The sequence below is a fragment of the Agrococcus terreus genome (assembly GCF_014645235.1).
Taxonomy (GTDB): Bacteria; Actinomycetota; Actinomycetes; order Actinomycetales; family Microbacteriaceae; genus Agrococcus; species Agrococcus terreus.
In genome coordinates this window covers 111,813-135,504 of the sequence record NZ_BMLM01000002.1, presented here as the reverse complement: position 1 = coordinate 135,504, position 23,692 = coordinate 111,813, and the positions used below count along the sequence as shown (strand labels likewise).

The following is a 23,692-nucleotide window of genomic DNA, read 5'->3' as shown; positions in this document are numbered from 1 at the left end:
TCGTCATGGACTGGTTCGTCCTCATCGTCTCCGGACTGCTCGAAGCGGTCTGGGCCATCGCGCTCTCGCGCTCGGAGGGCTTCACGAAGCGCCGCCCGACCGTCGTCTTCGGCATCGCGCTCGTCGCGAGCATGGCCGGGCTGGCGCTCGCGATGCTCACGATCCCGACCGGCACCGCCTATGCGGTGTGGGTGGGGATCGGCGCAGCCGCGACCGCCGGCTGGGCGATGGTCACGCGCGCCGAGCGCGCGACGCTCGTGCGCATCCTGCTGCTGGCGGTGCTCGTCGCCGCCGTCGTCGGCCTGAAGGTCGTGGCCTAGTGGCCGGGGCGCAGTCGGGCGGCGCGCGGAGCGCCGGCGTCCCGGGGGGCGACGCGCGGGCGGCGGCCGCGGGCCGATCGGCCTGGATCGTGCTCGTCGTCTCGGCCGTGCTGGAGGCGGTCTGGGCGACGGCGCTCGGGGAGTCGCAGGGCCTCACGCAGCCCGTGCCGACCGTGGTCTTCGCGATCGGCATCGTGCTCTCGATGATCGGCCTCGAGCGCGCGGCCCGCAGCATCCCGATCGGCACCGCCTACGCGGTGTGGGTCGGGCTCGGGGCCGCGCTCACGGTCGGGTGGGCGATCGCGACGGGAGCGCAGGCGTTCTCGTGGTGGACGGTGCTGTTCGTGGCCGTCATCGTGGCCGCGGTCATCGGCCTGAAGCTCACGGCGCCGAAGCCCGCGGCGCCCGCGGCCCCGACCTCCGACCGGGGGGCCCGCGGCCTGACCACGCCGCCGCCCAGCCGCGGCTCCCGCATCGAGTGACGGCATCCGGTCTCGAGTGGCGGCATCTGGTCGACGGTGGCGGCGATCGCCAGCACATCGCCGCCACTCGGCGCCGATCGCCGCCACTCGGCAGGAGTCGGCGCCACTCGAGGCGAGGCGGCGCGAGCCGCTAGATGACGTACTCGATGAGCCCGGTGGGCGTCCCGCGCTCGACCGGGACGGCCGGGATGCCGACGAGCGTCGTGCCCGCCGGGAACGAGTGCAGCACGACGGCGTTCGCGCCGACCTTCACATCGTCGCCGAGCGAGATCGCGCCGAGCACCTTCGCGCCGGCGCCGACGAGCACGCGGTCGCCGATCGTCGGGTGGCGCTTCACGGCGCCGCGGGCCGTGCCGCCGAGCGTGACGCCGTGGTAGAGCATCACGTCGTCGCCGACCTCGGCGGTCTCGCCGATCACGACGCCCATCCCGTGGTCGATGAAGAAGCGACGGCCGATGCGGGCGCCGGGGTGGATCTCGACGCCCGTCATGAAGCGCGCCCACTGGCTGCCGGCGCGCGCGAGCGAGCGCGCGCCGGCGTGCCAGAGGCGGTGGTTGACGCGGTGGGCCCACACGGCGTGGAGGGTCGAGTACGTCAGCGCGATCGTCAGCGATCCGCGCGCGGCCGGGTCGTGCCGCTTGGCGTTCTCGATGTCCTCGCGGACGTGCAGCAGGCCCATCGCCTCCCTCTCGTCGTCGTGCCGGCTCGTCGTGGCTGCCGGGCTCCCGGTCCGGCGTCGGCGTCAGCCCTGCTGCGCCAGCTCAGCGTAGATGGGCATCGACAGGTAGCGCTCGCCGGTGTCGCAGACGATCGCGACGATCGTCTTGCCCTCCGACTCGGGCCGGCGGGCGATCTCGAGCGCCGCGTGCACGATCGCGCCCGAGGAGATGCCGGCGAAGATGCCCTCCTCGGCGGCGAGGCGTCGGCCGACGCGCACGGCGTCGTCGAGCTCGACGTCGACGACCTCGTCGTAGACGTCGGTGTCGAGCAGCGCCGGCACGAAGTTCGCGCCGAGGCCCTGGATCTTGTGCGGGCCCGCCTGGCCCTTCGTGAGCAGCGGCGAGTCTGCGGGCTCGACGGCGACGACGCGGATGTCGGGGTCCAGCTCCTTGAGGCGGTTGCCGGCGCCCGTGATGGTGCCGCCCGTGCCGATGCCCGAGACGAACACGTCGACGTCGCCGTCGGTGTCGGCCCAGATCTCCTCGGCCGTCGTGGCGCGGTGCACGGCCGGGTTGGCCTCGTTCTCGAACTGGCGGGCGAGGATCGCGCCGGGAGTCTCGTCGACGATCTGCTGCGCGCGCTCGACGGCGCCGCGCATGCCGTCGGCGCCGGGGGTGAGCACCAGCTCGGCGCCGTAGGCCTTGAGGATCGCGCGGCGCTCGACCGACATGGTCTCGGGCATCGTGAGCACGACGCGGTAGCCGCGCGCGGCGCCGACGAAGGCGAGCGCGATGCCGGTGTTGCCGCTCGTGCCCTCGACGATCGTGCCGCCCGGCTGGAGCTCGCCGGAGGCCTCGGCCGCGTCGATGAGCGCCTTGCCGATGCGATCCTTCACGGAGCCGGCGGGGTTGAACGACTCGAGCTTGACGAGCACGGTGGCGTGCGTGTCGTCCAGGCGCTGGAGGCGCACGAGCGGCGTGCCGCCGATGGTGCCGGTGATGTCGTCGAAGATGCGGGCCATGCGCCTGCCTTTCATCCGATGGAAGCGGGGCTTTCAGCATACGGCCGTCATCCTCCTCGCGGCCCGAGCGTCAGCGCTCGCTCCACGACGGCGCAGGATCGCCCCTGCGCGGCGTGGGGCGGCGCCGCCGCCGAGTACCGTGGACGGATGCCCACCAGGAGCGTCGCCGAGGCTGTCCGGTCCGTGCGGGCCGTCCTCGCCGAAGCCGGCGTGGATGGCCCGGACGCCGAGCTGCTCGCCGCCTGGGCGACCGACCGCTCGCTCGGCGAGCTCCGCCTCGACATGGCGGTCGGGCGCGCGCTCGAGCCGGAGGCGGAGTCGAGGCTCGCGGACGCGGTGGTCCGGCGCGCGCGGCGCGAGCCGCTGCAGCGCATCATCGGCGTCGCGCCGTTCCGCCACGTCGAGCTCGCGGTGGGGCAGGGCGTCTTCACGCCCCGGCCCGAGACCGAGGTGCTCGTCGACGTCGTGCTCGAGCACCTGCGCGGCGCCGGCCGCGAGCCGCTCGTGCTCGACGTCGGCACCGGCTCGGGCGCCGTCGCGATCTCGATCGCGCGCGAGGCGCCGCGCGCGCGCGTGGTCGCGGTCGAGGCGAGCCCTGCGGCCTTCGTCTGGGCGAGCCGCAACGTGCGGGAGCTCGCGCCGCGCGTGCGCCTGCTGCACGCCGACGCCCGCGACCTCGCCGCGCTCGATGCGATCGGCGTCGTCCCCGGCTCGCTGCAGGTGCTCGTGTCGAACCCGCCCTACGTGCCGCACGCGGCCATCCCCGCCGACCCCGAGGTGCGCTCGCACGACCCCGCGCTCGCGCTCTACTCGGGCGCCGACGGCCTCGACCTCGTGCGCAGCCTCGCCCCGCTCGCCGCCGACCTGCTCACGCCGGGCGGCCTCGTCGCGTTCGAGCACGCGGAGCACCAGGGCGCCGCGATCCGGGGCCTGCTGGAGGACGCCGGGTTCCACAGCGCGCGCACGCGCCAGGACCTCGCGGGGCGCGACCGCGTCACCTCCGCGGTCCGCTGACGACAGCTGCGGCGGGGACCGTCGCGCACCGCGGCGGTACGATGGGCCCGTGCCCGCGATCCACGACTGCGCCGATCCCGCCTCGCTCCTCGAGGGCGTGCGGGCGGCGCGCACGGCGGTCGCGGCGGGGCGCTGCATCGTGATCCCGACCGACACCGTCTACGGCATCGCCGCCGACGCCTTCTCGCACTCGGCGGTCGCGGCGCTGCTCGCGGCGAAGGGCCGCGACCGCGGCTTCCCGCCGCCCGTGCTGGTCGCCGACCGGCCGATGGCGGCGGCGCTCGCCGAGCGGATCCCGCCCGAGGTGGAGGCGCTCCTCGATGCGCACTGGCCCGGCCCGCTCACGATCATCGTGCGCGCGCAGGCCTCGCTCACCTGGGACCTCGGCGACACGGGCGGCACCGTGGCGCTGCGCGTGCCCGACCACCCGATCGCGATCGGCCTGCTCCGCGAGACCGGCCCGCTCGCCGTCTCGAGCGCCAACCTGCACGGCATGCCCGCCGCGACGACGGCGCAGGAGGCCGCCGACATGCTGGGCGACCGGGTCGACGTCGTGCTCGACGCCGGCCCCGTCGGCGGCCCGGTGCCGGACGGCGCCGCCAACGGCTCCACGATCCTGGACTGCTCGACCGACGGCGTCGTCCGCATCGTCCGCCAGGGCGTGCTGCCGCGCGAGGCGGTCGCGGAGGCGCTCGGCGACCTGCTCGCCGCCGAGTGAGCGCGTGACCTTCCTCCTCGTCGCAGCGGTCGCCGCCCTCGTCACCTTCGTCGCGAGCCGCGTCGTGCTCGCCCTGGCCCTGCGCCACGGCATCCACCCGCCCGTGCGCGAGCGCGACGTGCACTCGCGGCCGACGCCGCGGCTCGGCGGCGTGGCGATGTGCCTCGGCGTGCTCGGCGCCTTCGGCGTCGCGTCGCTGCTGCCCGACTTCGCCGGCGTCTTCGCCGAGCCGATCCGCATCTGGACGCTGCTGGGCGCCGCGATCGCGATCTGCGCCGTCGGCGTGCTCGACGACCTCGTCGACCTCGACTGGATGCTGAAGCTCGGCGCGCAGATCCTGGTCGCCGCGGGCGTCGCCGTCCTCGCGGTGCAGATCGTGAGCCTGCCGGTCGCGGGCCTCACGGTGCCCTCGTCGCAGATGTCGATCGCGCTGTCGATCCTCGTGATCGTGCTCGTGATGAACGCCGTGAACTTCATCGACGGCCTCGACGGGCTCGTCGCGGGCACGACGATCATCGGCGCCGCGGCGTTCTGGGCGTACATCTGGATGATCAGCGAGAACTTCGCGCAGCGGAACGCCTACTTCTCGCTCGCGAGCCTGATCACCGCGATCATCATCGGCGTCTGCGTCGGCTTCCTGCCGGTCAACTGGCACCGCGCGAAGATGTTCATGGGCGACGGCGGCGCGCTCATGCTGGGCCTGCTGACGGCCGCGAGCGCGATCGCGGTCACCGGCCAGATCGACCTCGGCACGATGGGCGGCCGCAGCCAGATCCTGCCTGCGTTCATCCCGATCCTGCTGCCGCTGGCGATCCTGCTGCTGCCGCTCACCGACTTCGCCCTCGCGGTCATCCGCCGCGTCGCGAACGGCAACAGCCCGTTCGCCGCCGACCGCAAGCACCTGCACCACCGGCTGCTCGACATGGGGCACTCGCACCTGGGCGCCGTGCTCATCTTCTACGCGTGGACGGCCGTCGTCTCGGTGGGCTGCCTCGTCTTCCTCATCCAGCCCTGGTGGGTGGCCGTCGGTATCATGGTGGGCGGATTCGTCGTATGCGCGGTGCTGACGGCAGCGCCCGTGAGCCGGCGCGTGTGGCGCACGTTCCTGCGGGTGCTGCACGAGCGGCGCGCTGCGCGCAGGGGAGTCCGGCCCAGCCGCCTCGCCGCGACCAGCTCCGACCGACCGGGAGACCACCGATGACCACGAACGCGATCATGCGTCGCATCCTCCTCTGGGGCGGCATGCTCGCCGCCGCCGTGGCGGTGATCGGCGGCATCGTCGGCTGGATCGCCGCGGAGGGCGCGGGCGTGGCCTCGGCGCTCGTCGGCACGGCCCTCGCCATCGTCTTCTGCGGCCTCACCGCAGCCAGCATCGTGCTCGCGTTCAAGGCCTCCCGCGGCCAGATGCTCTCCGGCGCGTTCTTCGGCATCGTGCTGGGCGGCTGGCTCGTGAAGTTCGTGCTGTTCATCGTGCTCGTCTTCGTGCTCGCCGACCAGGACTGGCTGCACCGCGGCGTCGCCTTCGGCTCGCTCGTCGCGGCCGTCATCGGCTCGCTCGTCATCGACTGCGTCGTGGTCGCCACGAGCCGTCAGCCGATCGTCGACAGCGACGCCGACGACGAGACGCAGGGGCGCCCCGCTTCGGGCGCCCGCGCCTGATCGCCGCCACCGCGGCGGGCCCCCAGGCTCCCAGGTTCTGATAGGGTTTTCAGCGTCCCCCCGACTGCAGCGCTCGTTCTCGAGCGCATTCGCGCGAGGGGGCGCACCGACGTCGAGAAGGCGCCAGGCGCCATGAGGTTGAGGAAGAGACACTGAACGTCCCCATGTCGTTGCTGGCCTCTGCAGGATCCGAGCCGGAGCCCTTCCACCCGCCGTCGATCTCCGAGTTCTTCCCCCAGGTCTTCCTGTTCCAGGAGCCCACCATCGCGTGGCTGGGCGAGGAGGACCCGATCTTCGGGATCAACCGCATCATGCTGGTGCGCTTCATCGCCGCCGCGGTGCTCATCCTGGTGTTCGTGCTCGGCACGCGCCGCATGCGCATCATCCCGACCCGCGCGCAGAGCCTCGTCGAGCTGCCGCTCGGCTTCGTGCGCGACGGCATCGCCTACGACCTGCTCGGCGAGAAGGACGGCAAGCGCTTCCTGCCGATCATCACCACGATCTTCTTCATGGTCCTGGCGATGAACCTCACGGGCGTCATCCCGTTCCTGAACATCGCCGGCACCTCGGTGATCGGCGTGCCGCTCGTGCTCGCGCTCGTCTCGTACGTGGCGTTCATGTGGGCCGGCATCAAGAAGCACCCCGGCGCCTTCTTCAAGAACGCGCTGTTCCCCAGCGGCGTGCCGTGGTTCCTCTACATCATCGTGACGCCGATCGAGTTCGTCTCGACGTTCGTCCTGCGTCCCATCACGCTGACGCTCCGACTCATGATGAACCTGTTCGTCGGCCACCTGCTGCTCGTGCTGTTCTTCGCGGCCACGCACTTCTTCATGTTCTCGGCCGGCGGCCTGTTCCCGCTGCTCGGCGTGGGCACGCTCGCCTTCGGCTTCGCCTTCACCGCCTTCGAGCTCCTCGTCTCGGTGCTGCAGGCCTACGTCTTCGCCATCCTGACCACCGTCTACATCCAGCTCGCGCTGGCTGAAGAGCACTGACCCCGGAACCCCCGGACAACCGAAAGGAACGACCGTGGACAACGCCACGACCATCCTCGCCGAGATCAACGGCAACATCGGCACCGTCGGCTACGGCCTCGCGGCCATCGGCCCCGCCATCGGCGTGGGCATCGTGGTGGGCAAGACGATCGAGTCGGTCGCCCGCCAGCCCGAGCTGCAGGGCCGCCTGACGGTCCTCATGTTCATCGGCATCGCGTTCACGGAGGCCCTGGCGTTCATCGGCATCGCCACGTACTTCTTCATGACCAACTGATCGAGGCGACATGCTGACCACTCCTCTCTTCCTCGCGGAGGAAGGCGCAGAGGGCACGCCCAACCCGCTGCTCCCCGCGTTCTACGACATCCTGTGGTCGTCGGTCATCTTCGTCGTCCTCCTGCTGATCTTCTGGAAGGTCGTGCTCCCTCGCATGCAGGCGCTCCTCGACGAGCGCTCGGCTGCGATCGAGGGCGGCATCAAGAAGGCCGAGGAGGCGCAGGCCGAGGCCGCCGCAGCGCTCGAGACCTACACGACGCAGCTCGCCGAGGCACGTGCCGAGGCCGCTCGCATCAAGGACCAGGCGCGCACCGACGCGGCCAAGATCGAGGCCGACCTCAAGGCTCGCGCCAACGACGAGGCCGAGCGCATCACCGCGCAGGCGCACCAGCGCATCGAGGCCGAGCGCCAGGCGGCGTTCTCGTCGCTGCGCACCGAGGTGGGCACGCTCGCGATCGACCTCTCCGAGAAGGTCGTGGGCGAGTCGATGGACGACGCGCGCAGCGCGGCGATCGTCGACCGCTTCCTCGCCGACCTCGAGCGCGACGGGGCGACCCGCTAGTGGGCAGCGCGACCAGCCAGGCGCGAGCCGGCATCGACGAGGCGCTCCAGGGCCAGCCCCAGGCCGGGCTCGACGACGCGCGCGACCTGTTCCAGGCCTCGCGCGCCATCGAGCGCAGCCCGCAGGTGCTCTCGGCGCTCGTCGACCCGGTCGCGACGGCGGACGCCCGCGCGGCGCTCGCCGAGCGGGTGCTCGGCCAGCTGGGCGCCCCCGCCCGCGCTGTCGCCGCGCACCTCGCGCGCCAGCGCTGGTCGAAGGCGGAGGACATCCTCGCGGCGCTCGACGACGCGGGCATCCGGATCGCGGTGCGCTCCGCCGGCGGCGCCGACGTCGCGGGCGAGCTCGCGGCGTTCGAGCGGACCGTCGCCTCCGACGCCGAGCTCGAGCTCGCGCTCGGCGGCATGCTCGGCCGGGCGGACGACAAGGCGGTGCTCGTCGAGCGCCTCCTCGCCGGCCGCGCGAGCGCAGCCGCCGCCGCGATCCTCGACCACCTCGTGCGCGCACCCCGCGGCCGCCGCGTGCGGCAGCTCCTCCGAGCGGCGACGGCGCAGGTCGCCTCCGCGTCCGGCAGCTCGCTCGCGACCGTCACCACCGCTCGCGAGCTCCCCGCGGCCCAGCTCGACCGGCTCCGCGCCGGCCTCGAGCGCCAGTACGGCCGCACGCTCCAGCTGCAGCAGATCGTCGACCCGGCGGTCCTCGGCGGCCTCCGCGTCGCGATCGGCGACGACGTCATCGACGGCACCGTCCGTTCCAAGTTCACCGACCTCCGCCTGCAGCTCGGCTAGGTCGAAGGCATCCGAAGAGGAAGACACATGTCAGAGCTCACCATCAGCCCCGACGAGATCAAGGGCGCCCTCGCCGACTTCGTCTCGTCCTACGAGGCGTCGTCGTCGACGACGGCCGAGGTCGGCCACGTCATCGACGCGTCCGACGGCATCGCCCACGTCGAGGGGCTCCCGGGCGTCATGGCCAACGAGCTCGTGCGCTTCGCGGACGGCACGCTCGGCCTCGCCCAGAACCTCGACGAGGCCGAGATCGGCGTCGTCGTGCTCGGCGAGTTCGACGGCATCGTCGAGGGCATGGAGGTGACCCGCACGGGCGAGGTCCTCTCGGTCCCCGTCGGCGAGGGCTACCTCGGCCGCGTCGTCGACCCGCTCGGCAACCCGATCGACGGCCTCGGCGAGATCTCGTCGACCGGCCGCCGCGCCCTCGAGCTCCAGGCCCCCGGCGTCATGCAGCGCAAGTCGGTGCACGAGCCGCTCCAGACGGGCATCAAGGCCATCGACGCGATGATCCCGGTCGGCCGCGGCCAGCGCCAGCTCATCATCGGCGACCGTCAGACGGGCAAGACGGCGATCGCGATCGACACGATCATCAACCAGAAGGCCAACTGGGACTCGGGCGACATCACGAAGCAGGTGCGCTGCATCTACGTCGCCGTCGGCCAGAAGGGCTCGACCATCGCCTCGGTGAAGGGCGCGCTCGAGGACGCCGGCGCGATGGAGTACACGACGATCGTCGCCGCTCCCGCCTCCGACCCCGCCGGCTTCAAGTACCTGGCGCCGTACACGGGCTCGGCCATCGGCCAGCACTGGATGTACCAGGGCAAGCACGTCCTCATCATCTTCGACGACCTGTCGAAGCAGGCCGAGGCCTACCGCGCCGTCTCGCTGCTCCTCCGCCGCCCGCCGGGCCGCGAGGCGTACCCGGGCGACGTGTTCTACCTGCACTCGCGCCTCCTCGAGCGCTGCGCGAAGCTCTCGGACGAGCTCGGCGCGGGCTCGATGACCGGCCTGCCGATCATCGAGACGAAGGCCAACGACGTGTCGGCCTACATCCCGACGAACGTGATCTCGATCACCGACGGCCAGATCTTCCTCCAGTCGGACCTCTTCAACGCCAACCAGCGCCCCGCGGTCGACGTCGGCATCTCGGTGTCGCGAGTCGGCGGCGACGCGCAGGTGAAGTCGATCAAGAAGGTCTCCGGCACGCTCAAGCTCGAGCTCGCCCAGTACCGCTCGCTCGAGGCCTTCGCGATGTTCGCGTCCGACCTCGACGCGGCGAGCCGCCGGCAGCTGGCGCGCGGCGCGCGCCTCACCGAGCTCCTCAAGCAGCCGCAGTACTCGCCGTACCCGGTCGAGGAGCAGGTCGTCTCCATCTGGGCCGGCACGAACGGCAAGATGGACGAGGTCCCGGTCGAGGACATCCTCCGCTTCGAGGGCGAGCTGCTCGAGCACCTCCGCAACAACTCGGAGGTCCTCACGACGCTGCGCACGACGAACGTGCTGGACGACGAGACGCTCGCCACGCTCGAGCGCGAGGTCGACGAGTTCGCCAAGGGCTTCCAGGCCAAGGGCTCCGACTCGATCGTCGACAACGACCCCTCGAGCGCGATGCCGCTCGAGGACGTCAACCAGGCGCAGATCGTCAAGGGCAAGCGCTGATCCATGGGCGCCAAGCTCAGGGTCTACACGCAGAAGATCAAGTCTGCGCAGACGACCAAGAAGATCACGAAGGCGATGGAGCTCATCGCCGCCTCCCGCATCCAGAAGGCTCTGGGTCGCGTCGAGGCGTCGAGCCCCTACGCCCGGGCGATCACGCGCGCCGTCTCGGCCGTGGCCACGTACTCCAACGAGGGGCACCCACTGACGACGGAGCGCGAGGAGATCAAGCGCTCCGCCGTCATCGTCCTCACGAGCGACCGCGGCCTCGCCGGCGCGTTCAACTCGCAGATCATCCGCGAGGCGGGTGAGCTCCGGGCGCAGCTCGAGCAGGACGGCAAGGAGGTCGACCACTACCTCGTCGGCCGCAAGGCGGTGCAGTACTTCCAGTTCCGCCGCCGCGCCTTCATCAAGGACTGGCAGGGCCAGACCGACGTGCCCGACGCCGAGCTGGCCCGCGAGATCGCCGACCTCGTCATCGAGTCGTACACGAAGGGGGAGGTCGACGAGATCCACGTCGTCTACAACCGCTTCGTGAGCATGATGACGCAGGAGCCGAGCGTCGTGCGCCTCCTCCCGCTCGAGATCGTCGAGGCCGACCAGGCCTCCGACGAGGCGGCGCTGCCGCTCTACGAGTTCGAGCCGGAGCCCGCGTCGGTGCTCGACGCCCTCCTCCCCGTCTACGTCGAGAGCCGCATCTTCAACGCGCTCCTGCAGTCGGCCGCCGCGAAGCAGGCGGCCACGCAGAAGGCCATGAAGTCGGCCTCCGACAACGCGGACAAGCTCATCACGGACTACACGCGTCTCCGCAACAACGCGCGTCAGGCCGAGATCACGCAGCAGATCTCCGAGATCGTGGGCGGCGCGGACGCCCTCTCCTCGGCGAAGTAAGCCACGAAAGGCAACGACATGACCATCACGGACACCCAGTCGGCCCCGCAGGCGGCCGCAGGCGGCGTCGGTCGCATCGCTCGCGTCACCGGCCCCGTCGTCGACATCGAGTTCCCGCACGACGCCATCCCGGGCATCTACAACGCCCTCAAGACCGAGGTCTCGCTGGGCGAGGGCTCGGAGTCGTTCACGCTGACGCTCGAGGTCGCGCAGCACCTGGGCGACGACCTCGTCCGCGCCATCGCCCTGAAGCCGACCGACGGCCTGGTCCGCGGCCAGGAGGTGCGCGACACGGGCGAGTCGATCACGGTGCCCGTCGGCGACATCACCAAGGGCAAGGTCTTCAACGTCATCGGCGAGCCGCTCAACCTCCCCGAGGGCGAGCAGCTCGAGGTCTCCGAGCGCTGGTCGATCCACCGCAAGGCGCCCGCGTTCGACCAGCTCGAGTCGAAGACGGCGATGTTCGAGACCGGCATCAAGGTCATCGACCTCCTCACGCCGTACGTGCAGGGCGGCAAGATCGGCCTGTTCGGCGGCGCCGGCGTCGGCAAGACCGTCCTCATCCAGGAGATGATCCAGCGCGTCGCGCAGGACCACGGCGGCGTCTCGGTGTTCGCCGGCGTCGGCGAGCGCACCCGTGAGGGCAACGACCTCATCCACGAGATGGAGGAGGCGGGCGTCTTCGACAAGACCGCCCTCGTCTTCGGCCAGATGGACGAGCCCCCGGGCACGCGTCTCCGCGTCGCCCTGTCGGCGCTGACGATGGCGGAGTACTTCCGCGACGTCCAGAAGCAGGACGTGCTGCTGTTCATCGACAACATCTTCCGCTTCACGCAGGCGGGCTCCGAGGTGTCGACGCTGCTCGGCCGCATGCCCTCCGCCGTGGGCTACCAGCCGAACCTCGCCGACGAGATGGGCATCCTGCAGGAGCGCATCACGTCGACCCGCGGCCACTCGATCACCTCGCTGCAGGCGATCTACGTGCCGGCCGACGACTACACCGACCCGGCCCCGGCCACGACGTTCGCGCACCTCGACGCGACGACGGAGCTGAGCCGCGAGATCGCGTCGAAGGGCCTCTACCCGGCCGTCGACCCGCTCACGTCGACGAGCCGCATCCTCGACCCGCGCTACATCGGCGCCGACCACTACCGCGTGGCGACCTCGGTGAAGCAGATCCTCCAGAAGAACAAGGAGCTGCAGGAGATCATCGCGATCCTCGGCGTCGACGAGCTCTCGGAGGAGGACAAGATCACGGTGTCGCGCGCGCGCCGCATCCAGCAGTTCCTCTCGCAGAACACCTACATGGCGAAGAAGTTCACCGGCGTCGAGGGCTCCACGGTCCCGATCAAGGAGACCATCGAGTCGTTCGACGCGATCGTCAAGGGCGAGTTCGACCACGTGGCCGAGCAGGCGTTCTTCAACGTCGGCGGCATCTCTGACGTCGAGGCCAAGTGGGCGCAGATCCAGAAGGAGAACGGCTGATGCCCCTCTCGGTGAGCATCGTGTCGGCCACCCAGGAGGTGTGGTCGGGCGACGCGTCGCAGATCATCGCCAAGACGGTGGAGGGCGAGATCGGCATCCTGACCGGTCACGAGCCCGTGCTCGCGCTGCTCGCCGAGGGGCAGGTGCGCGTCACCGACACCGCCGGCACCGTCCACCGCGTGCAGGCCGACGAGGGCTTCCTCTCGGTCGACCACGACCGCGTGGAGATCGTCGCCCGCGACGCAGCGCTCGCGTGATCGTCCTCCTGCCGCCCAGCGAGACGAAGGCGGCAGGCGGGACGGGCGCCAGCCTCACGACGGCCGGCCTGGGGTTCCCCGGGCTGGCCGTCGCCCGTTCGCGGGCACTGGCTGCGCTCGACCGCCTCGTCGCCGCAGGGCAGGACACGTCGACGCCGGCGAAGGCGCGCGCGGCGGCCGACAACGCCGCCGTGCGCACGGCGCCCACGATGCCCGCGATCGACCGCTACACGGGCGTGCTCTACGACGCGCTCGACGCCGCGTCGCTCGCGCCGGACGCGCGGGCCTGGGTGGAGCGGCACGTCGTCATCCAGTCGGCGCTGCTCGGGTTCGTGCGGGCGGGCGACGCGATCCCCGCCTACAAGGTGTCCGAGCACACGAGGCTGCCGGGGGAGCGGATGCGCGCGCTGTGGGCCGACGCGGGCCACGAGCTCGACGGGTTCGCGCTCGACCTGCGATCGAAGGCCTACGCGCAGCTCGCGCCCGTGCCGGGCGCGGTGGCGGTCGAGGTCGTCTCGCCCGAGGGCAAGGCGCTCAACCACTGGAACAAGGCGGGCAAGGGCGCCCTCGTGCGCGCGCTCGCCGAGGCCGGGGCGGAGGCCGGATCGGCCGATGCGCTCGCGGCGTGGGCGTCGACGGCCGGGCTGCCGCTCGAGCGCGCCGACGCGGGGCTGCGGCTCACGGTGCAGGATCCGCGCACGTCCAGCGCGTCGGTGGGCGCCCGCGCCTAGCATCGGGGGATGCCCGATCTGTCCCCCATCGACCGCGCCGCCCACGACCTCGGCTGGGATGCGCTCCGGCCGGGCCAGCGGGAGGCCGTCGAGCTGCTCGTCGACGGCCGCGACGTGCTCGCGGTCATGCCGACCGGGCACGGGAAGTCGGCGATCTACCAGCTCGCCGCCCGCATCCGCGGCGGCCTCACGATCGTCGTCTCGCCCCTCATCGCCCTGCAGCGCGACCAGGTGGAGCAGCTCGAGGGGCTCGGCGCCGCCGATGCCGTGCTGCTGAACTCGGCGCAGCGGAAGGCGGAGTCGGATGCCGCATGGGCCGCGATCGAGGCCCAGGAGGCGTCGTTCGTCTTCCTCGCGCCCGAGCAGCTCGCGAACGGTGCCGTGCTCGAGCGGCTGGCCGCGCTCGAGCCGGCGCTGCTGGTGGTCGACGAGGCGCACTGCGTCTCGGCCTGGGGCCACGACTTCCGGCCCGACTACCTGCGCCTCGGCCATGCGCGGCAGGCGCTCGGCGCGCCGACGACGGTCGCGCTCACCGCGACGGCCGCGCCGCCCGTGCGCGAGGAGATCGTCGAGCGCCTCCGCATGGCCGGCGCCGCCCAGGTGGTGCGCGGGTTCGACCGCCCGAACATCGAGCTCGAGGTGCACCGGGAGCACGACGCGGACGCGCGCCGGGAGGCCGTCGTGGCGCGCGCCGAGGCCGAGGAGGGCGCCGGCCTCGTCTACGTGGCGGCGCGCGCGGAGGCCGAGCGGATCGCCGAGGCGCTGCGGGCGCGGGGCGTCGCCGCCGAGGCCTACCATGCGGGCCTCCGGCGCGACGAGCGCGAGCGCGTCCACGACGCGTTCCACAGCGGGAGCGCGCGGGTCGTCGCCGCCACGAGCGCCTTCGGCATGGGCATCGACAAGCCCGACGTGCGCTTCGTGCTCCACGCGGCGCCGCCGGAGTCGCTCGACGCGTACTACCAGGAGCTCGGGCGCGCCGGGCGCGACGGCGAGCCCGCGCTCGCCGCCCTCTACGCCCGGGGCGAGGACTTCGGGCTCCATCGCTTCCGCACGGGCGGCAGGGCCGATCGGAGGATGCTCCGGGAGGTCGCGGAGCGGGTGCGGCGCGCGAAGCTGCCGGTGCCGCCCGAGCGCCTGCGGGAGCGGCTCGACGTCGGCGCGAGCCGGCTCACCGCGGCCGTCAACCTGCTCGAGCAGGCGGGCGCCGTCGCGACCGACGAGGACGGCGCGCTCGTGTGGCGCGAGGGCACCGTGGCGCCGGCGGTGGACGAGGCTGCGCGCCTCGCCGACGCCCGTCGCCGCGTCGACCGCTCCCGGGTGGAGATGATGCGCGGCTACGCCGAGACCACCGGCTGCCGCCGTCGCTTCCTGCTCGGCTACTTCGGCGAGGAGCTCGCCGAGCGCTGCGGCGCGTGCGACACCTGCCGCAGCGGTGCCGCCGAGCGCACCGACGCAGCGCGCGACGAGGCCGGCGCCGACGGCCGGGCGGCCGACGGCGAGCACGGCGCCTTCGCGGTGGGCGCCGCCGTCGAGCACGACTCGTGGGGCGGCGGCAGCGTCGTCGGCGTCGAGGGCGATCGCATCACCGTGCTCTTCGACGAGGAGGGCTACAAGATGCTCGCGATCGCGGCGATCGAGCGCACCGGGGTGCTGCGGATCGCCTGACCGCGCCGTGGGCGGCGTGGGCCATGATCGACGCATGCCGAACCGGCCAGAGACCCTCGAGCGCATCGAGCGCGCCCTCGACCCGCTGCCCATCCGCCTGCACCCGATGTTCGGCGAGCACGCGCTCTACTGCGACGACCGCATCTTCGCCTTCGTCTGCGACGACACGCTGCTGCTGAAGCTCGTGCCCGAGGCCGAGGAGCTCACGGCGCACCTCGCGCGCGGCGAGGCATACCCGGGCTCGAAGCCCTACGGGATCGTCGACGACGACGCGATGGACGACACCGAGTGGCTCCACGAGGTCGCGCAGACGATCGCCGCGACGCAGCCGCACAAGCCGCCGCGAGCGCGCGGCGCGGGCCCGGCGAAGCCGCGGACGACCAAGCCTCGGCGCCGGGCCGGTGGTCAGGGAGGCGCCTCCCACGAGGCCTAGGCTCGGAGGCATGACGCGCACCCTGGGAACCAGCGGCATCGAGGTCTCGACGATCGGGCTCGGCTGCAACAACTTCGGCCGGAAGGGCACCCGCACCGAGGATCAGTCGGGCACCGACGCCGTGATCCACGCGGCGATCGACCACGGCATCACGCTGCTCGACACGGCCGACATCTACGGCAACCCGGCCACGACCTCCGAGACGCTCATGGGCGTCGCGCTCGCGAAGGCCGGCTCCGCCGCGCGCGACAGGGTCGTGCTCGCGACGAAGTGGGGGCACAGCGGCCTGCCCGTCGAGGGCACGGAGGGCTGGGGCGCGAAGGGCGCCCGCCCCTACATCCGGAACGCCGTCGAGGCGTCGCTGCGGCGCCTGCAGACCGACCGCATCGACCTCTACCAGCTGCACACGCCCGACCCGCAGACGCCGATCGAGGAGACCGTCCGCGCCCTCGACGAGCTCGTCGCCGAGGGCAAGGTCCGCGCCTACGGCCACTCCAACCTCTCCGCGGCGCAGATCCGCGAGGCCGCGGCGGTCGAGAGCCCGAACGGGTTCGTGAGCGCGCAGGACGAGTACTCGCTCATCGAGCGCGGCGTCGAGCGCGACGTGCTCCCGGCGGTGCTCGAGGCCCGGCTCGGCTTCCTGCCCTACTTCCCGCTCGCGAACGGCCTGCTCTCGGGCAAGTACTCCGGCGGCACCGGCCCCGCCGACGCGCGCCTCACCGCGCTGAAGCCGCAGCTGCTGGCCGAGACCGACTGGGCTCGCCTCGAGGAGTACGACCGCGTCGCGCGCGACGCCGGACGCACCATGCTGCAGGCGACGTTCCAGTGGCTGCTCGCGCAGCGGGCCGTCACGAGCGTGATCGCCGGCGCGACGAGCCCCGAGCAGGTCGCGCAGAACGCCGCGGCGGGCCGCGGCGAGCTCGACGCCGCGACGGTCGAGGAGATCTCCGCCCTCTTCGCCTGACGCGCAGCGATGCCCTGCGGCGGGGGCCGCCGGGCATCGTCGCGTCGAGCCGGGATCAGCGGGGTGCGGCTCAGCGGAGGGCCGCGTAGCCCTGCTCGTCGCGCGCGTTCGAGGCGGCCCGCACGGTGCCGTCGGCATCGCGCCCGGCGAACGAGAGCCGTCCGAGCGACCACGGGCCCGCATCCGTGACGACGTGGCCGCGCGAGCGCAGGCCCGCGATCGTCGCCTCGCGGAGCCGCGACTCCACGTGCAGGCCGCCGGGCTCCCACACGCGCGGCTCGAACGACGAGATCAGGTGCGTGACGTGCCACGAGGGCGCGTCGATCGCGGCCTGCGGGTCGAGGCCGAGCACGCGCATGCCGAGCAGCATCGCGAGCTGCCACTGGTCCTGCTGGTCGCCGCCCGGGGTGCCGAGCGCCGCGGTGGCGCCGTCGTCGTCGACGAGCATCGTGGGCGAGAGCGTCGTGCGGGGCCGGACGCCGGGCGCGAGGCTCGTCGTGAGCCCCTCCTCGAGCCACAGCATCTGCGCGCGGGTGCCGAGGCAGAAGCCGAGCTCGCCGATCGTCGGGCTCGACTGCAGCCAGCCGCCCGACGGGGTGGCCGAGATCACCATGCCCCACTGGTCGACGACGTCGATGTGGCAGGTGTCGCCGCGCGTCGGCTCGCCGGTGCCGGCCGCCTTGGGCGCCGGGCCCGCGGCCTCGACGCGCGGCAGGCGCGGCTCGCCGCGCAGGGCGCCGGGGCGCAGCTCGAGCGACGCCTCCTCGCCGATGAGGGCGCGCCGCTCGGCGAGGAACGCCTCGTCGAGGAGGCCCGAGATGTCGGCGCCGTCGCCGAACCACGCGTCGCGGTCGGCGAGCGCGAGCTTCGTCGCCTCGGCGGCGAGGTGCACGAGCCGCTCGTCGAACGCGTCGGCGGCGTCGGGCAGCAGCGGGTCGAGGATCCCGAGGGTCTCGAGCACCATCGGGCCCTGGGTCCAGGCGCCGGCCTTGTGCACGGTCGTGCCGCGCCACGGCATCGAGAGCGTCGGCTCCCACGTCGGGCGCCAGGACGCCATGTCGTCGCCGGTGAGGAGCCCCGCGTGCGCGGCGCCCGAGGAGTCCATGCGGGCCGTGCGCGCGTGCCGGTCGACCGCCTCCGCGACGAAGCCCTCGCTCCACGCCGCGATCGCGGCGTCGCACGCGGCCTCGCGGCCGAGCCCGGCGCCGGCCTCGGCGAGGCGGCGATAGGTCGCGGCGAGCGCGGGGTTCCGCACGAGGTCCCACGGCTCGGGCGCCTGCGCCGACCAGAGGGCGTGCGACTCGGGCCAGTGCTCCTCGAAGAAGGCGGCGCGGCCCGCGATCGTGCGGGCGACGCGGGGCAGCACGCGGTGGCCGCGCTCGGCGAGCTCGATCGCGAAGGCGAGCACATCGGCGGGCGCCCACGTGCCGTGGTCGCGCACGAGCGCGAGCCACGCGGGCACGGCGCCCGGCACCACGGCGGCGAGGAGGCCCGTGCCGGGGATGTGGTCGATGCCCTCGGCGCGCATCCGCTCGATCGTGGCGGCTGAGGGCGCGACGCCCTGGCCGCACAGCACCTGCGGCTCCTGCCCCGGGAGGCGCACGATGGCGGGGAGGTCGCCGCCGGGCCCGTTGAGGTGCGGCTCGACCACGTGGAGCACGAAGCCCGCGGCCGCCGCGGCATCGGCGGCGTTGCCGCCGCGCTCGAGCACGGCCATGCCGCTCGACGACGCGAGCCAGTGCGTCGACGCGACGGCTCCGAACGATCCCTGCAGCGGCGGCCTCGTGCGCATCATGCCCTCCACCGTAGTGAGGTCCGCAGGGAGGCCGCCTCGGCCGGGAGCGGTCAGGCGAGCTCGTCGAGCAGCGCCCGCATCTCGTCGATCTCGGCCCGCTGCGTGGCGATCACCTGCTCGCTGAGGGCGAGCGCGTCGGGGTCGGCGCCCTCCTCGAGGTGCGCCTCGGCCATGTCGAGCGCGCCCTCGTGGTGCTCGACCATCGCCTCGAGGAACAGCACCTGCGCGTCGCCCGCGTCGGCGTCGCGCATCGCCTGGAGGTCCTCCTCCGACTGCATGCCGGCCATCCCGTGGTCGCCGTGGCCGGCCATGTCGGACGTGTCGGCGCCCCAGGCCTCCAGCCACGCCTCCATCTGAGCGATCTCGGGGCCCTGCGCGTCGCGGATGCGCTCGGCGAGGTCGGCGACGCGCTCGTCGAGCCCGTCGTGGGCCAGCACGATCTCGCTCATCTCGACCGCCTGCTCGTGGTGCGCCGCCATGCCCATCGCGTAGGCGATGTCGGCCTCGTTGGCGGTGCCGGCCGTCGCGGTCGCGGTCGAGCCGCCGTGCTCGTCGCCGCCGTGGTCGGAGGCGGAGCTCGCGGGCTCGGTCGAGCCGCCGCTCGCGGCGCAGCCGCCGAGGGCGACGGCCGCCGCGAGCGCGGCGGAGAGGGCGAGCAGTCGGGCGGGGGCGGGTCGGCGCATCAGCGCTCCTCATCTTCTGTGCCTGCGGCTGCAGGCGCTTCCGTGCCGGCGGCTGCAGGCAGTCGGTCGTCCGCGGTGGCCGGTCGGCCGACGATGCGGGCGGCGGTCCGGGCGGGGTCGAGGTCGAGGCGGCGGAGCAGCTGCGCGTTGAGGGCGACGACGATCGTCGAGGCCGACATGAGCAGCGCGCCCACCGACATCGGGAGCACGAAGCCGACGGGTGCGAGCACGCCGGCCGCGAGCGGGACGGAGAGGAGGTTGTAGCCGGCCGCCCACCACAGGTTCTGCACCATGGTGCGGGCCGAGCGGCGCGAGAGCTCGACGACGCCGAGCACGCTGCGCGGGTCGGAGCTCGCGAGCACGACGCCCGCGGCGGCGATGGCGACGTCGGTGCCGGCGCCGATCGCGAGGCCGACGTCGGCGCGGGCGAGCGCCGGCGCGTCGTTCACGCCGTCGCCGACGAACGCGACCGTGCGGCCCTCGTCCTGCAGCCGCGCGACCTCGTGCTCCTTGTGCTCGGGGCGCACGCCCGCGGCGACGCGGTCGATGCCGAGCTCGCCCGCGACCTGCCGGGCCACGGCCTCCGCGTCGCCCGTCACCATCGCGACCTCGATGCCGAGCGCGTGGAGCGCCTCGACGGCCTCGCGCGACTCCGGCCGGATCTCGTCGGCGAGCCGGAGCGCGCCGCCGACGGCGCCGTCGACGAGCACGTGCAGCACGATGGCGCCCGCGTCCTTCCACGGCGCGACGCCGTCGAGCTCGGCGGCGCCCTCGTCGGCGAGCCCCTCCTCGGCGAGCAGGTGCGGGCCGCCGACGCGCACGCGGGCGCCGTCGACGAGCGCGGTGACGCCGACCGCGGGGGAGGAGGCGAAGCCGGAGGCCGCGGGCACCGCGATGCCGTCGGCCTCCGCCCGCCGCACGATCGCGCGGGCGAGCGGGTGCTCGCTCTCGGACTCCGCGGCGGCCGCGAGCGCGAGGAGCCGACGCGCGTCGGGCGCCGCGCCGCCCGGGGCGACGAGGACGTCGACGACGGCGGGCTCGCCGGCGGTCAGCGTGCCGGTCTTGTCGAAGAGCACCACGTCGACGCGGCGCATCGTTTCGAGCGCGAGGCGGTCGGCCACGAGCACGCCGCCGCGGGCGGCGCGCTCGGTGGCGATCGAGACCACGAGGGGGATCGCGAGGCCGAGCGCGTGCGGGCAGGCGATGACGAGCACGGTCACGGCGCGCACGACCGCGTCGTCGGGCATCCCGGCCGCGGTCCAGGCGATCGCGGTGACGACCGCGGCCACGAGCGCGAACCAGAAGAGCCAGCCGGCGGCGCGGTCCGCGAGCCGCTGCGCCCGCGTCGACGATGCCTGCGCGTCCGCCACCAGGCGTCGGATGCCGGCGAGCGCCGTGTCGTCGCCCGTCGCGTCGACCTCGACGCGGAGCGACGAGTCGGTGGCGACGGTGCCGGCGACGACGCGGTCGCCCCTAGCGCGCCGCACGGGGCGGGACTCGCCCGTGATCATCGACTCGTCGACGCTCGCCTCGCCGTCGACGACGCGGCCGTCGGCGGGCACGCGGCCGCCGGGTCGCACGAGCACGACGTCGCCCACCGCGAGGTCCGAGGGGGCGACGCGCTCCGTGCCGCCGGCGACCACCCGCTCCGCCTCGTCGGGCAGCAGGGCCGCGAGCGAGTCGAGGGCCGAGGAGGTCTGCGCCAGCGAGCGCATCTCGAGCCAGTGGCCGAGCAGCATGATGGCGATGAGCAGCGCGAGCTCCCACCAGAAGTCGAGCTCGTGGTCGGCGATGCCGAGCGAGGCCGCCCAGGAGGCGACGAAGGCGACCGTGATCGCGAGGCCGATGAGCAGCATCATGCCGGGGCGGCGGGCGCGCAGCTCCTGCACGGCCCCGACGAGGAAGGGGCGGCCGCCGACGATGAACATGGCGGTGCCGAGCACGGGGGAGACCCAGGGCAGCCAGGCGACGTCCGGCAGCTCGTAGCCGACGATCATCGCGAACATGCCGCTCGCGAGCACCGTCGGCACCGCGAGCACGAGCATGCCCCAGAAGAGGCGGCGGAACTCGCCGGCGTGGTCGCGGTGGCCGGCGTGCCCCGAGGACGCGTGCTCGCCGTGGCCGCTGGAGGCGTGGTCGCTGGAGGCGGGACGGCTGTGGCCGTGGTGCTCGTGGGCGTGTGCGTGCGTCGCGGGCTCGTGGCCCTCCGGCGCCGAGGCCCGCGCATGCTGCTCGTGGCTCGACATGGTGACGACGGTATACCCCCTAGGGGTATCTCGCAAGGGCCGTCCCGCCCGGGCGATCGTCCACAGCCGGGCGGGAGCGCGGAGCGGCGGTCGCCCCCGCGGGCGCATGCTCCGCGGCATGGAACGAGTCCGCATCCGCACGCCCCAGTCCCTCCTCAGCCTGCTGCCGCGCATCGCCGGCGAGGCCGAGCCCGGCTCGCTCGTCGTGCTGCCGCTGCGCCAGGGGCGCTCCGGCATGCCGATGGCGTTCGACCTGCCCGGCCGGTCGGAGGTCGCGGCCGTCGCCGCGGCGATCCGCCGCTCGGCGCCCGAGGCCGACGCGGTGGTGCTCGTCGCGTGCCTCGCCGAGCCGATCGGCGCCGGCCCGCTGCCCGGCGCGAGCGCCGAGCGGGCCCTCATCGCCGCGATCGACGCGGCGGGCCTCGGGGTGCTCGAGTCGCTCGCGCTCGCGCCCGACGCCTGGGGCGACTACGCGCAGCCGCAGGGGGCCCGTGGGCCGCGCGCGGAGCTCGACCTGCTCGGCGACCCGGCGCCCGGCGTCCCGGTGCCGCCCTCGGTGCCAGGGCTCCCGAGCCCCGATGCCGAGGCGCAGGGGCGCGTCGACGCGGCGCTCGACCTGCTCGACGACGCGACGTGGGAGGCCGCGCTCGACGATCCGCTCCCGGCGTTCGAGCACGCGCTCGCGCTCGCGCCGAGCCTCTTGGAGGGCGGGCGCTCCGGCCTCGGCGTCGACCCCGCCGATGCGGCGGCGCTCGCGATCGCGCTCGTGCAGCGCCCCGTGGACCGCGACCTCGCGATCGTCGCGGCGCTCGACGGCCCGGCTGCGGCCGACCTGGACGACGAGGAGGCGGCGGCGCGGATGCTGGGCCGGGGCCCGGCCCCGGACGCCGACCGCGTCCTCGAGGCGCTGCGGGCCTGGACGGCCATCGCGGGCGCGACGCCGCTCGAGCTGCGTGCGCCGCTCCTCGTCGTCGTCGGCTTCCTGCACTTCGCGCTCGGCCGCGGGCGCACGGCCGGCCGCTGCGCGGAGCTCGCGATCGCCGCCGACCCGACGCTCACGATGGCGCCGCTGCTGCGCGACCTCGTCGACGCCCGCGGCGCGCCCGAGTGGGTGCTCGCATCCCGCGCCCAGGCGATGCCGAGCGGGCCGTCGGGGGACACCCGCTAGCGTCCGGGCATGACGACCGAGCAGAAGCACGACGTCCTCGTGATCGGCGGCGGCAACGGCGGCGTGTCGGCAGCCGCGCGGCTGCGGCGGCGCGGCTGCCCCGACGTCGGGCTCGTCGAGCCCTCCGAGGTGCACGTCTACAAGCCGCTGCAGAACTACGTCGCGACGGGCCTCGCGCCCGCGCGCAGCCTCACCCGCGAGCAGGCCTCGCTCGTGCCCGACGGCGTGCGCTGGCACCGCGCCGCCGCCGTCCAGGTCGAGCCCGAGCGGCGTCGGGTGCTGCTCGACGACGGGAGCGCGCTCCGCTACGGCGACCTGCTGCTGGCACCGGGCGCGCGCATCGACTGGGACCGCCTGCCCGGCGCCGCCGAGGCGCTCGAGGGCGGCATCGCCGTCACCGCCTTCCACGAGCGGCACCTCGCCCGCACCGACGAGCGCCTCCGCGCCCTCCGCGAGGGGCGGGCCGTCTTCACGCTCCACGAGCAGCCCGCCTCCGGTCGCGAGACGGCGCTGAAGCCCCTCCTCATCGCCTGCGACCGCTGGCGGGCGAGCGGCGCGCTCGGCGAGATCGAGGTCGTGCTCGTCCACGACGGCGAGGCGCTGCACCCCGTCCCCGAGATCGCCGCCGAGATCGCGCGGCACCTCGACCGCTACGGGGTGCGCGTGCTGCTGCGCACGCGGGTCGCGGCGATCGAGCCGGGCGCCGTGGTGCTCGAGGGCCCGGAGGGTCGCAGGACCGAGCGTGCCGAGCTCGTGCACCTCCTCCCGCCGTACGCGGGGCCCGAGCTTGCCGCGGCCTCCGGCCTCGACGCGCCGGGCACCGACGGCTTCCTCGCCGTCGACGCCGAGACGCTGCGGCACCCGGCGCACGAGCGCATCTGGTGCGTCGGCGACGCCGCCGACCTCGGCGACGCCCGCACGGGCGGCGCGCTGCGGCACCAGGTGCGCATCGCGGTCGAGAACATCCGGCGCTCGCGGGCCGGCATCCCGCTCGTCCGGTACGACGGCTACACCGTGGCGCCCATCGCGACCGCGCGGCGCAGCCTGTCGTTCGGCGAGTACGACCGCGCGCTCCGGCTGCGCTCGTCGATCCCGCTGCTCGACGGCCTCCGCTCGAGCCCGCTGTGGCACCTCCTCGACCGCTACGCGCTGCCGCAGCTCTACTGGCACGGCATCCTCAAGGGACGCGCATGAGGGCCCTCGTGAGCCCAGGTGGGCCCCGATGCGCGGG

General features: G+C 73.9%; 25 protein-coding genes. 20 read left to right on the top strand and 5 right to left on the bottom strand.

Going from position 1 to position 23,692, the window contains the following annotated elements; translation table 11 throughout:
* Positions 1–5 precede the first annotated feature (5 nt).
* Both IEW90_RS10450 and IEW90_RS10445 read left to right on the top strand, forming a co-directional pair.
* The gene (locus IEW90_RS10450) at positions 6–320 is read left to right on the top strand and encodes a DMT family transporter (RefSeq protein WP_188718238.1); all 315 of its coding nucleotides are present in this window, start codon (positions 6–8) and stop codon (positions 318–320) included.
* Positions 320–802, top strand: coding sequence for a DMT family transporter (locus IEW90_RS10445; protein ID WP_188718237.1), 483 nt, complete (start codon positions 320–322; stop codon positions 800–802). The genes IEW90_RS10450 and IEW90_RS10445 overlap by 1 nt, the downstream gene beginning before the upstream one ends.
* 130 nt (positions 803–932) lie before the next feature.
* Here the strand turns inward: IEW90_RS10445 and epsC are convergent, their stop codons facing one another.
* Together epsC and cysK are read right to left on the bottom strand one after the other, a co-directional pair.
* Positions 933–1,481: a serine O-acetyltransferase EpsC gene (epsC, locus tag IEW90_RS10440; protein WP_188718236.1), complete on the bottom strand. Its 549-nt coding sequence runs from the start codon at positions 1,479–1,481 to the stop codon at positions 933–935.
* A gap of 63 nt (positions 1,482–1,544) precedes the next feature.
* A complete protein-coding gene (gene cysK / locus IEW90_RS10435) occupies positions 1,545–2,483 on the bottom strand; it encodes a cysteine synthase A (protein ID WP_188718235.1) in 939 nt (312 codons plus the stop codon).
* 147 nt (positions 2,484–2,630) lie between these two features.
* Between cysK and prmC the strand changes: the two genes are divergently transcribed.
* From prmC to IEW90_RS10355, 16 genes are all read left to right on the top strand, one after another.
* Positions 2,631–3,497 (top strand): peptide chain release factor N(5)-glutamine methyltransferase, encoded by an 867-nt coding sequence (gene prmC / locus IEW90_RS10430; RefSeq protein WP_188718234.1) that lies wholly within the window; start codon positions 2,631–2,633, stop codon positions 3,495–3,497.
* A 49-nt stretch (positions 3,498–3,546) separates the two neighbouring features.
* Positions 3,547–4,215 (top strand): L-threonylcarbamoyladenylate synthase, encoded by a 669-nt coding sequence (locus tag IEW90_RS10425; protein ID WP_188718233.1) that lies wholly within the window; start codon positions 3,547–3,549, stop codon positions 4,213–4,215.
* Between the two features lie 4 nt (positions 4,216–4,219).
* On the top strand, positions 4,220–5,416 hold the full coding sequence (locus IEW90_RS10420) for an MraY family glycosyltransferase (protein ID WP_188718232.1): 1,197 nt from the start codon (positions 4,220–4,222) through the stop codon (positions 5,414–5,416).
* Positions 5,413–5,874, top strand: a complete 462-nt coding sequence (locus IEW90_RS10415) for a Cg1360 family ATP-synthase-associated protein (RefSeq protein ID WP_188718231.1) — start codon at positions 5,413–5,415, stop codon at positions 5,872–5,874. The genes IEW90_RS10420 and IEW90_RS10415 overlap by 4 nt, the downstream gene beginning before the upstream one ends.
* A gap of 164 nt (positions 5,875–6,038) precedes the next feature.
* Positions 6,039–6,866 carry a F0F1 ATP synthase subunit A gene (atpB, locus tag IEW90_RS10410; RefSeq protein WP_188718230.1) on the top strand — a complete coding sequence of 276 codons (828 nt, stop codon included), beginning with the start codon at positions 6,039–6,041 and terminating at the stop codon, positions 6,864–6,866.
* Between the two features lie 34 nt (positions 6,867–6,900).
* The gene (atpE, locus tag IEW90_RS10405) at positions 6,901–7,140 is read left to right on the top strand and encodes an ATP synthase F0 subunit C (protein ID WP_308421876.1); all 240 of its coding nucleotides are present in this window, start codon (positions 6,901–6,903) and stop codon (positions 7,138–7,140) included.
* A 10-nt stretch (positions 7,141–7,150) separates the two neighbouring features.
* On the top strand, positions 7,151–7,702 hold the full coding sequence (locus IEW90_RS10400) for a F0F1 ATP synthase subunit B (RefSeq protein ID WP_188718229.1): 552 nt from the start codon (positions 7,151–7,153) through the stop codon (positions 7,700–7,702).
* Positions 7,702–8,487, top strand: a complete 786-nt coding sequence (locus IEW90_RS10395) for a F0F1 ATP synthase subunit delta (protein ID WP_188718228.1) — start codon at positions 7,702–7,704, stop codon at positions 8,485–8,487. Before IEW90_RS10400 ends, IEW90_RS10395 begins: the two co-directional genes overlap by 1 nt.
* A gap of 27 nt (positions 8,488–8,514) precedes the next feature.
* A complete protein-coding gene (gene atpA / locus IEW90_RS10390; protein WP_188718227.1) occupies positions 8,515–10,146 on the top strand; it encodes a F0F1 ATP synthase subunit alpha in 1,632 nt (543 codons plus the stop codon).
* Between the two features lie 3 nt (positions 10,147–10,149).
* Positions 10,150–11,034 carry a F0F1 ATP synthase subunit gamma gene (locus IEW90_RS10385; RefSeq protein ID WP_188718226.1) on the top strand — a complete coding sequence of 295 codons (885 nt, stop codon included), beginning with the start codon at positions 10,150–10,152 and terminating at the stop codon, positions 11,032–11,034.
* 18 nt (positions 11,035–11,052) lie between these two features.
* Positions 11,053–12,519: a F0F1 ATP synthase subunit beta gene (gene atpD / locus IEW90_RS10380; protein WP_188718225.1), complete on the top strand. Its 1,467-nt coding sequence runs from the start codon at positions 11,053–11,055 to the stop codon at positions 12,517–12,519.
* Positions 12,519–12,776: a F0F1 ATP synthase subunit epsilon gene (locus IEW90_RS10375; RefSeq protein WP_188718224.1), complete on the top strand. Its 258-nt coding sequence runs from the start codon at positions 12,519–12,521 to the stop codon at positions 12,774–12,776. Before atpD ends, IEW90_RS10375 begins: the two co-directional genes overlap by 1 nt.
* Positions 12,773–13,507, top strand: coding sequence for a YaaA family protein (locus IEW90_RS10370; protein ID WP_188718223.1), 735 nt, complete (start codon positions 12,773–12,775; stop codon positions 13,505–13,507). Before IEW90_RS10375 ends, IEW90_RS10370 begins: the two co-directional genes overlap by 4 nt.
* A gap of 9 nt (positions 13,508–13,516) precedes the next feature.
* Positions 13,517–15,172 (top strand): RecQ family ATP-dependent DNA helicase, encoded by a 1,656-nt coding sequence (locus IEW90_RS10365; RefSeq protein ID WP_188718222.1) that lies wholly within the window; start codon positions 13,517–13,519, stop codon positions 15,170–15,172.
* A gap of 34 nt (positions 15,173–15,206) precedes the next feature.
* Positions 15,207–15,605 carry a TfoX/Sxy family protein gene (locus IEW90_RS10360; protein ID WP_188718221.1) on the top strand — a complete coding sequence of 133 codons (399 nt, stop codon included), beginning with the start codon at positions 15,207–15,209 and terminating at the stop codon, positions 15,603–15,605.
* 10 nt (positions 15,606–15,615) lie between these two features.
* On the top strand, positions 15,616–16,569 hold the full coding sequence (locus IEW90_RS10355; protein WP_188718220.1) for an aldo/keto reductase: 954 nt from the start codon (positions 15,616–15,618) through the stop codon (positions 16,567–16,569).
* A 70-nt stretch (positions 16,570–16,639) separates the two neighbouring features.
* On the opposite strand, the gene IEW90_RS10350 is transcribed toward IEW90_RS10355, so the two are convergent.
* From IEW90_RS10350 to IEW90_RS10340, 3 genes are read right to left on the bottom strand one after another with little or no spacing between them, the layout of a single operon-like run.
* Positions 16,640–18,364: a gamma-glutamyltransferase family protein gene (locus IEW90_RS10350; protein WP_188718219.1), complete on the bottom strand. Its 1,725-nt coding sequence runs from the start codon at positions 18,362–18,364 to the stop codon at positions 16,640–16,642.
* Between the two features lie 50 nt (positions 18,365–18,414).
* Positions 18,415–19,047 (bottom strand): DUF305 domain-containing protein, encoded by a 633-nt coding sequence (locus IEW90_RS10345; RefSeq protein ID WP_188718218.1) that lies wholly within the window; start codon positions 19,045–19,047, stop codon positions 18,415–18,417.
* The gene (locus tag IEW90_RS10340; RefSeq protein ID WP_188718217.1) at positions 19,047–21,293 is read right to left on the bottom strand and encodes a heavy metal translocating P-type ATPase; all 2,247 of its coding nucleotides are present in this window, start codon (positions 21,291–21,293) and stop codon (positions 19,047–19,049) included. The genes IEW90_RS10345 and IEW90_RS10340 overlap by 1 nt, the downstream gene beginning before the upstream one ends.
* Before the next feature lie 118 nt (positions 21,294–21,411).
* On the opposite strand from IEW90_RS10340, the gene IEW90_RS10335 reads away from it, so the two are divergent.
* Together IEW90_RS10335 and IEW90_RS10330 are read left to right on the top strand one after the other, a co-directional pair.
* Complete coding sequence (locus IEW90_RS10335) at positions 21,412–22,461, top strand: DUF4192 family protein (protein ID WP_188718216.1); 1,050 nt, start codon at positions 21,412–21,414, stop codon at positions 22,459–22,461.
* A gap of 9 nt (positions 22,462–22,470) precedes the next feature.
* Positions 22,471–23,655, top strand: a complete 1,185-nt coding sequence (locus IEW90_RS10330) for an NAD(P)/FAD-dependent oxidoreductase (RefSeq protein WP_188718215.1) — start codon at positions 22,471–22,473, stop codon at positions 23,653–23,655.
* The last annotated feature ends 37 nt before the right edge of the window (positions 23,656–23,692 follow it).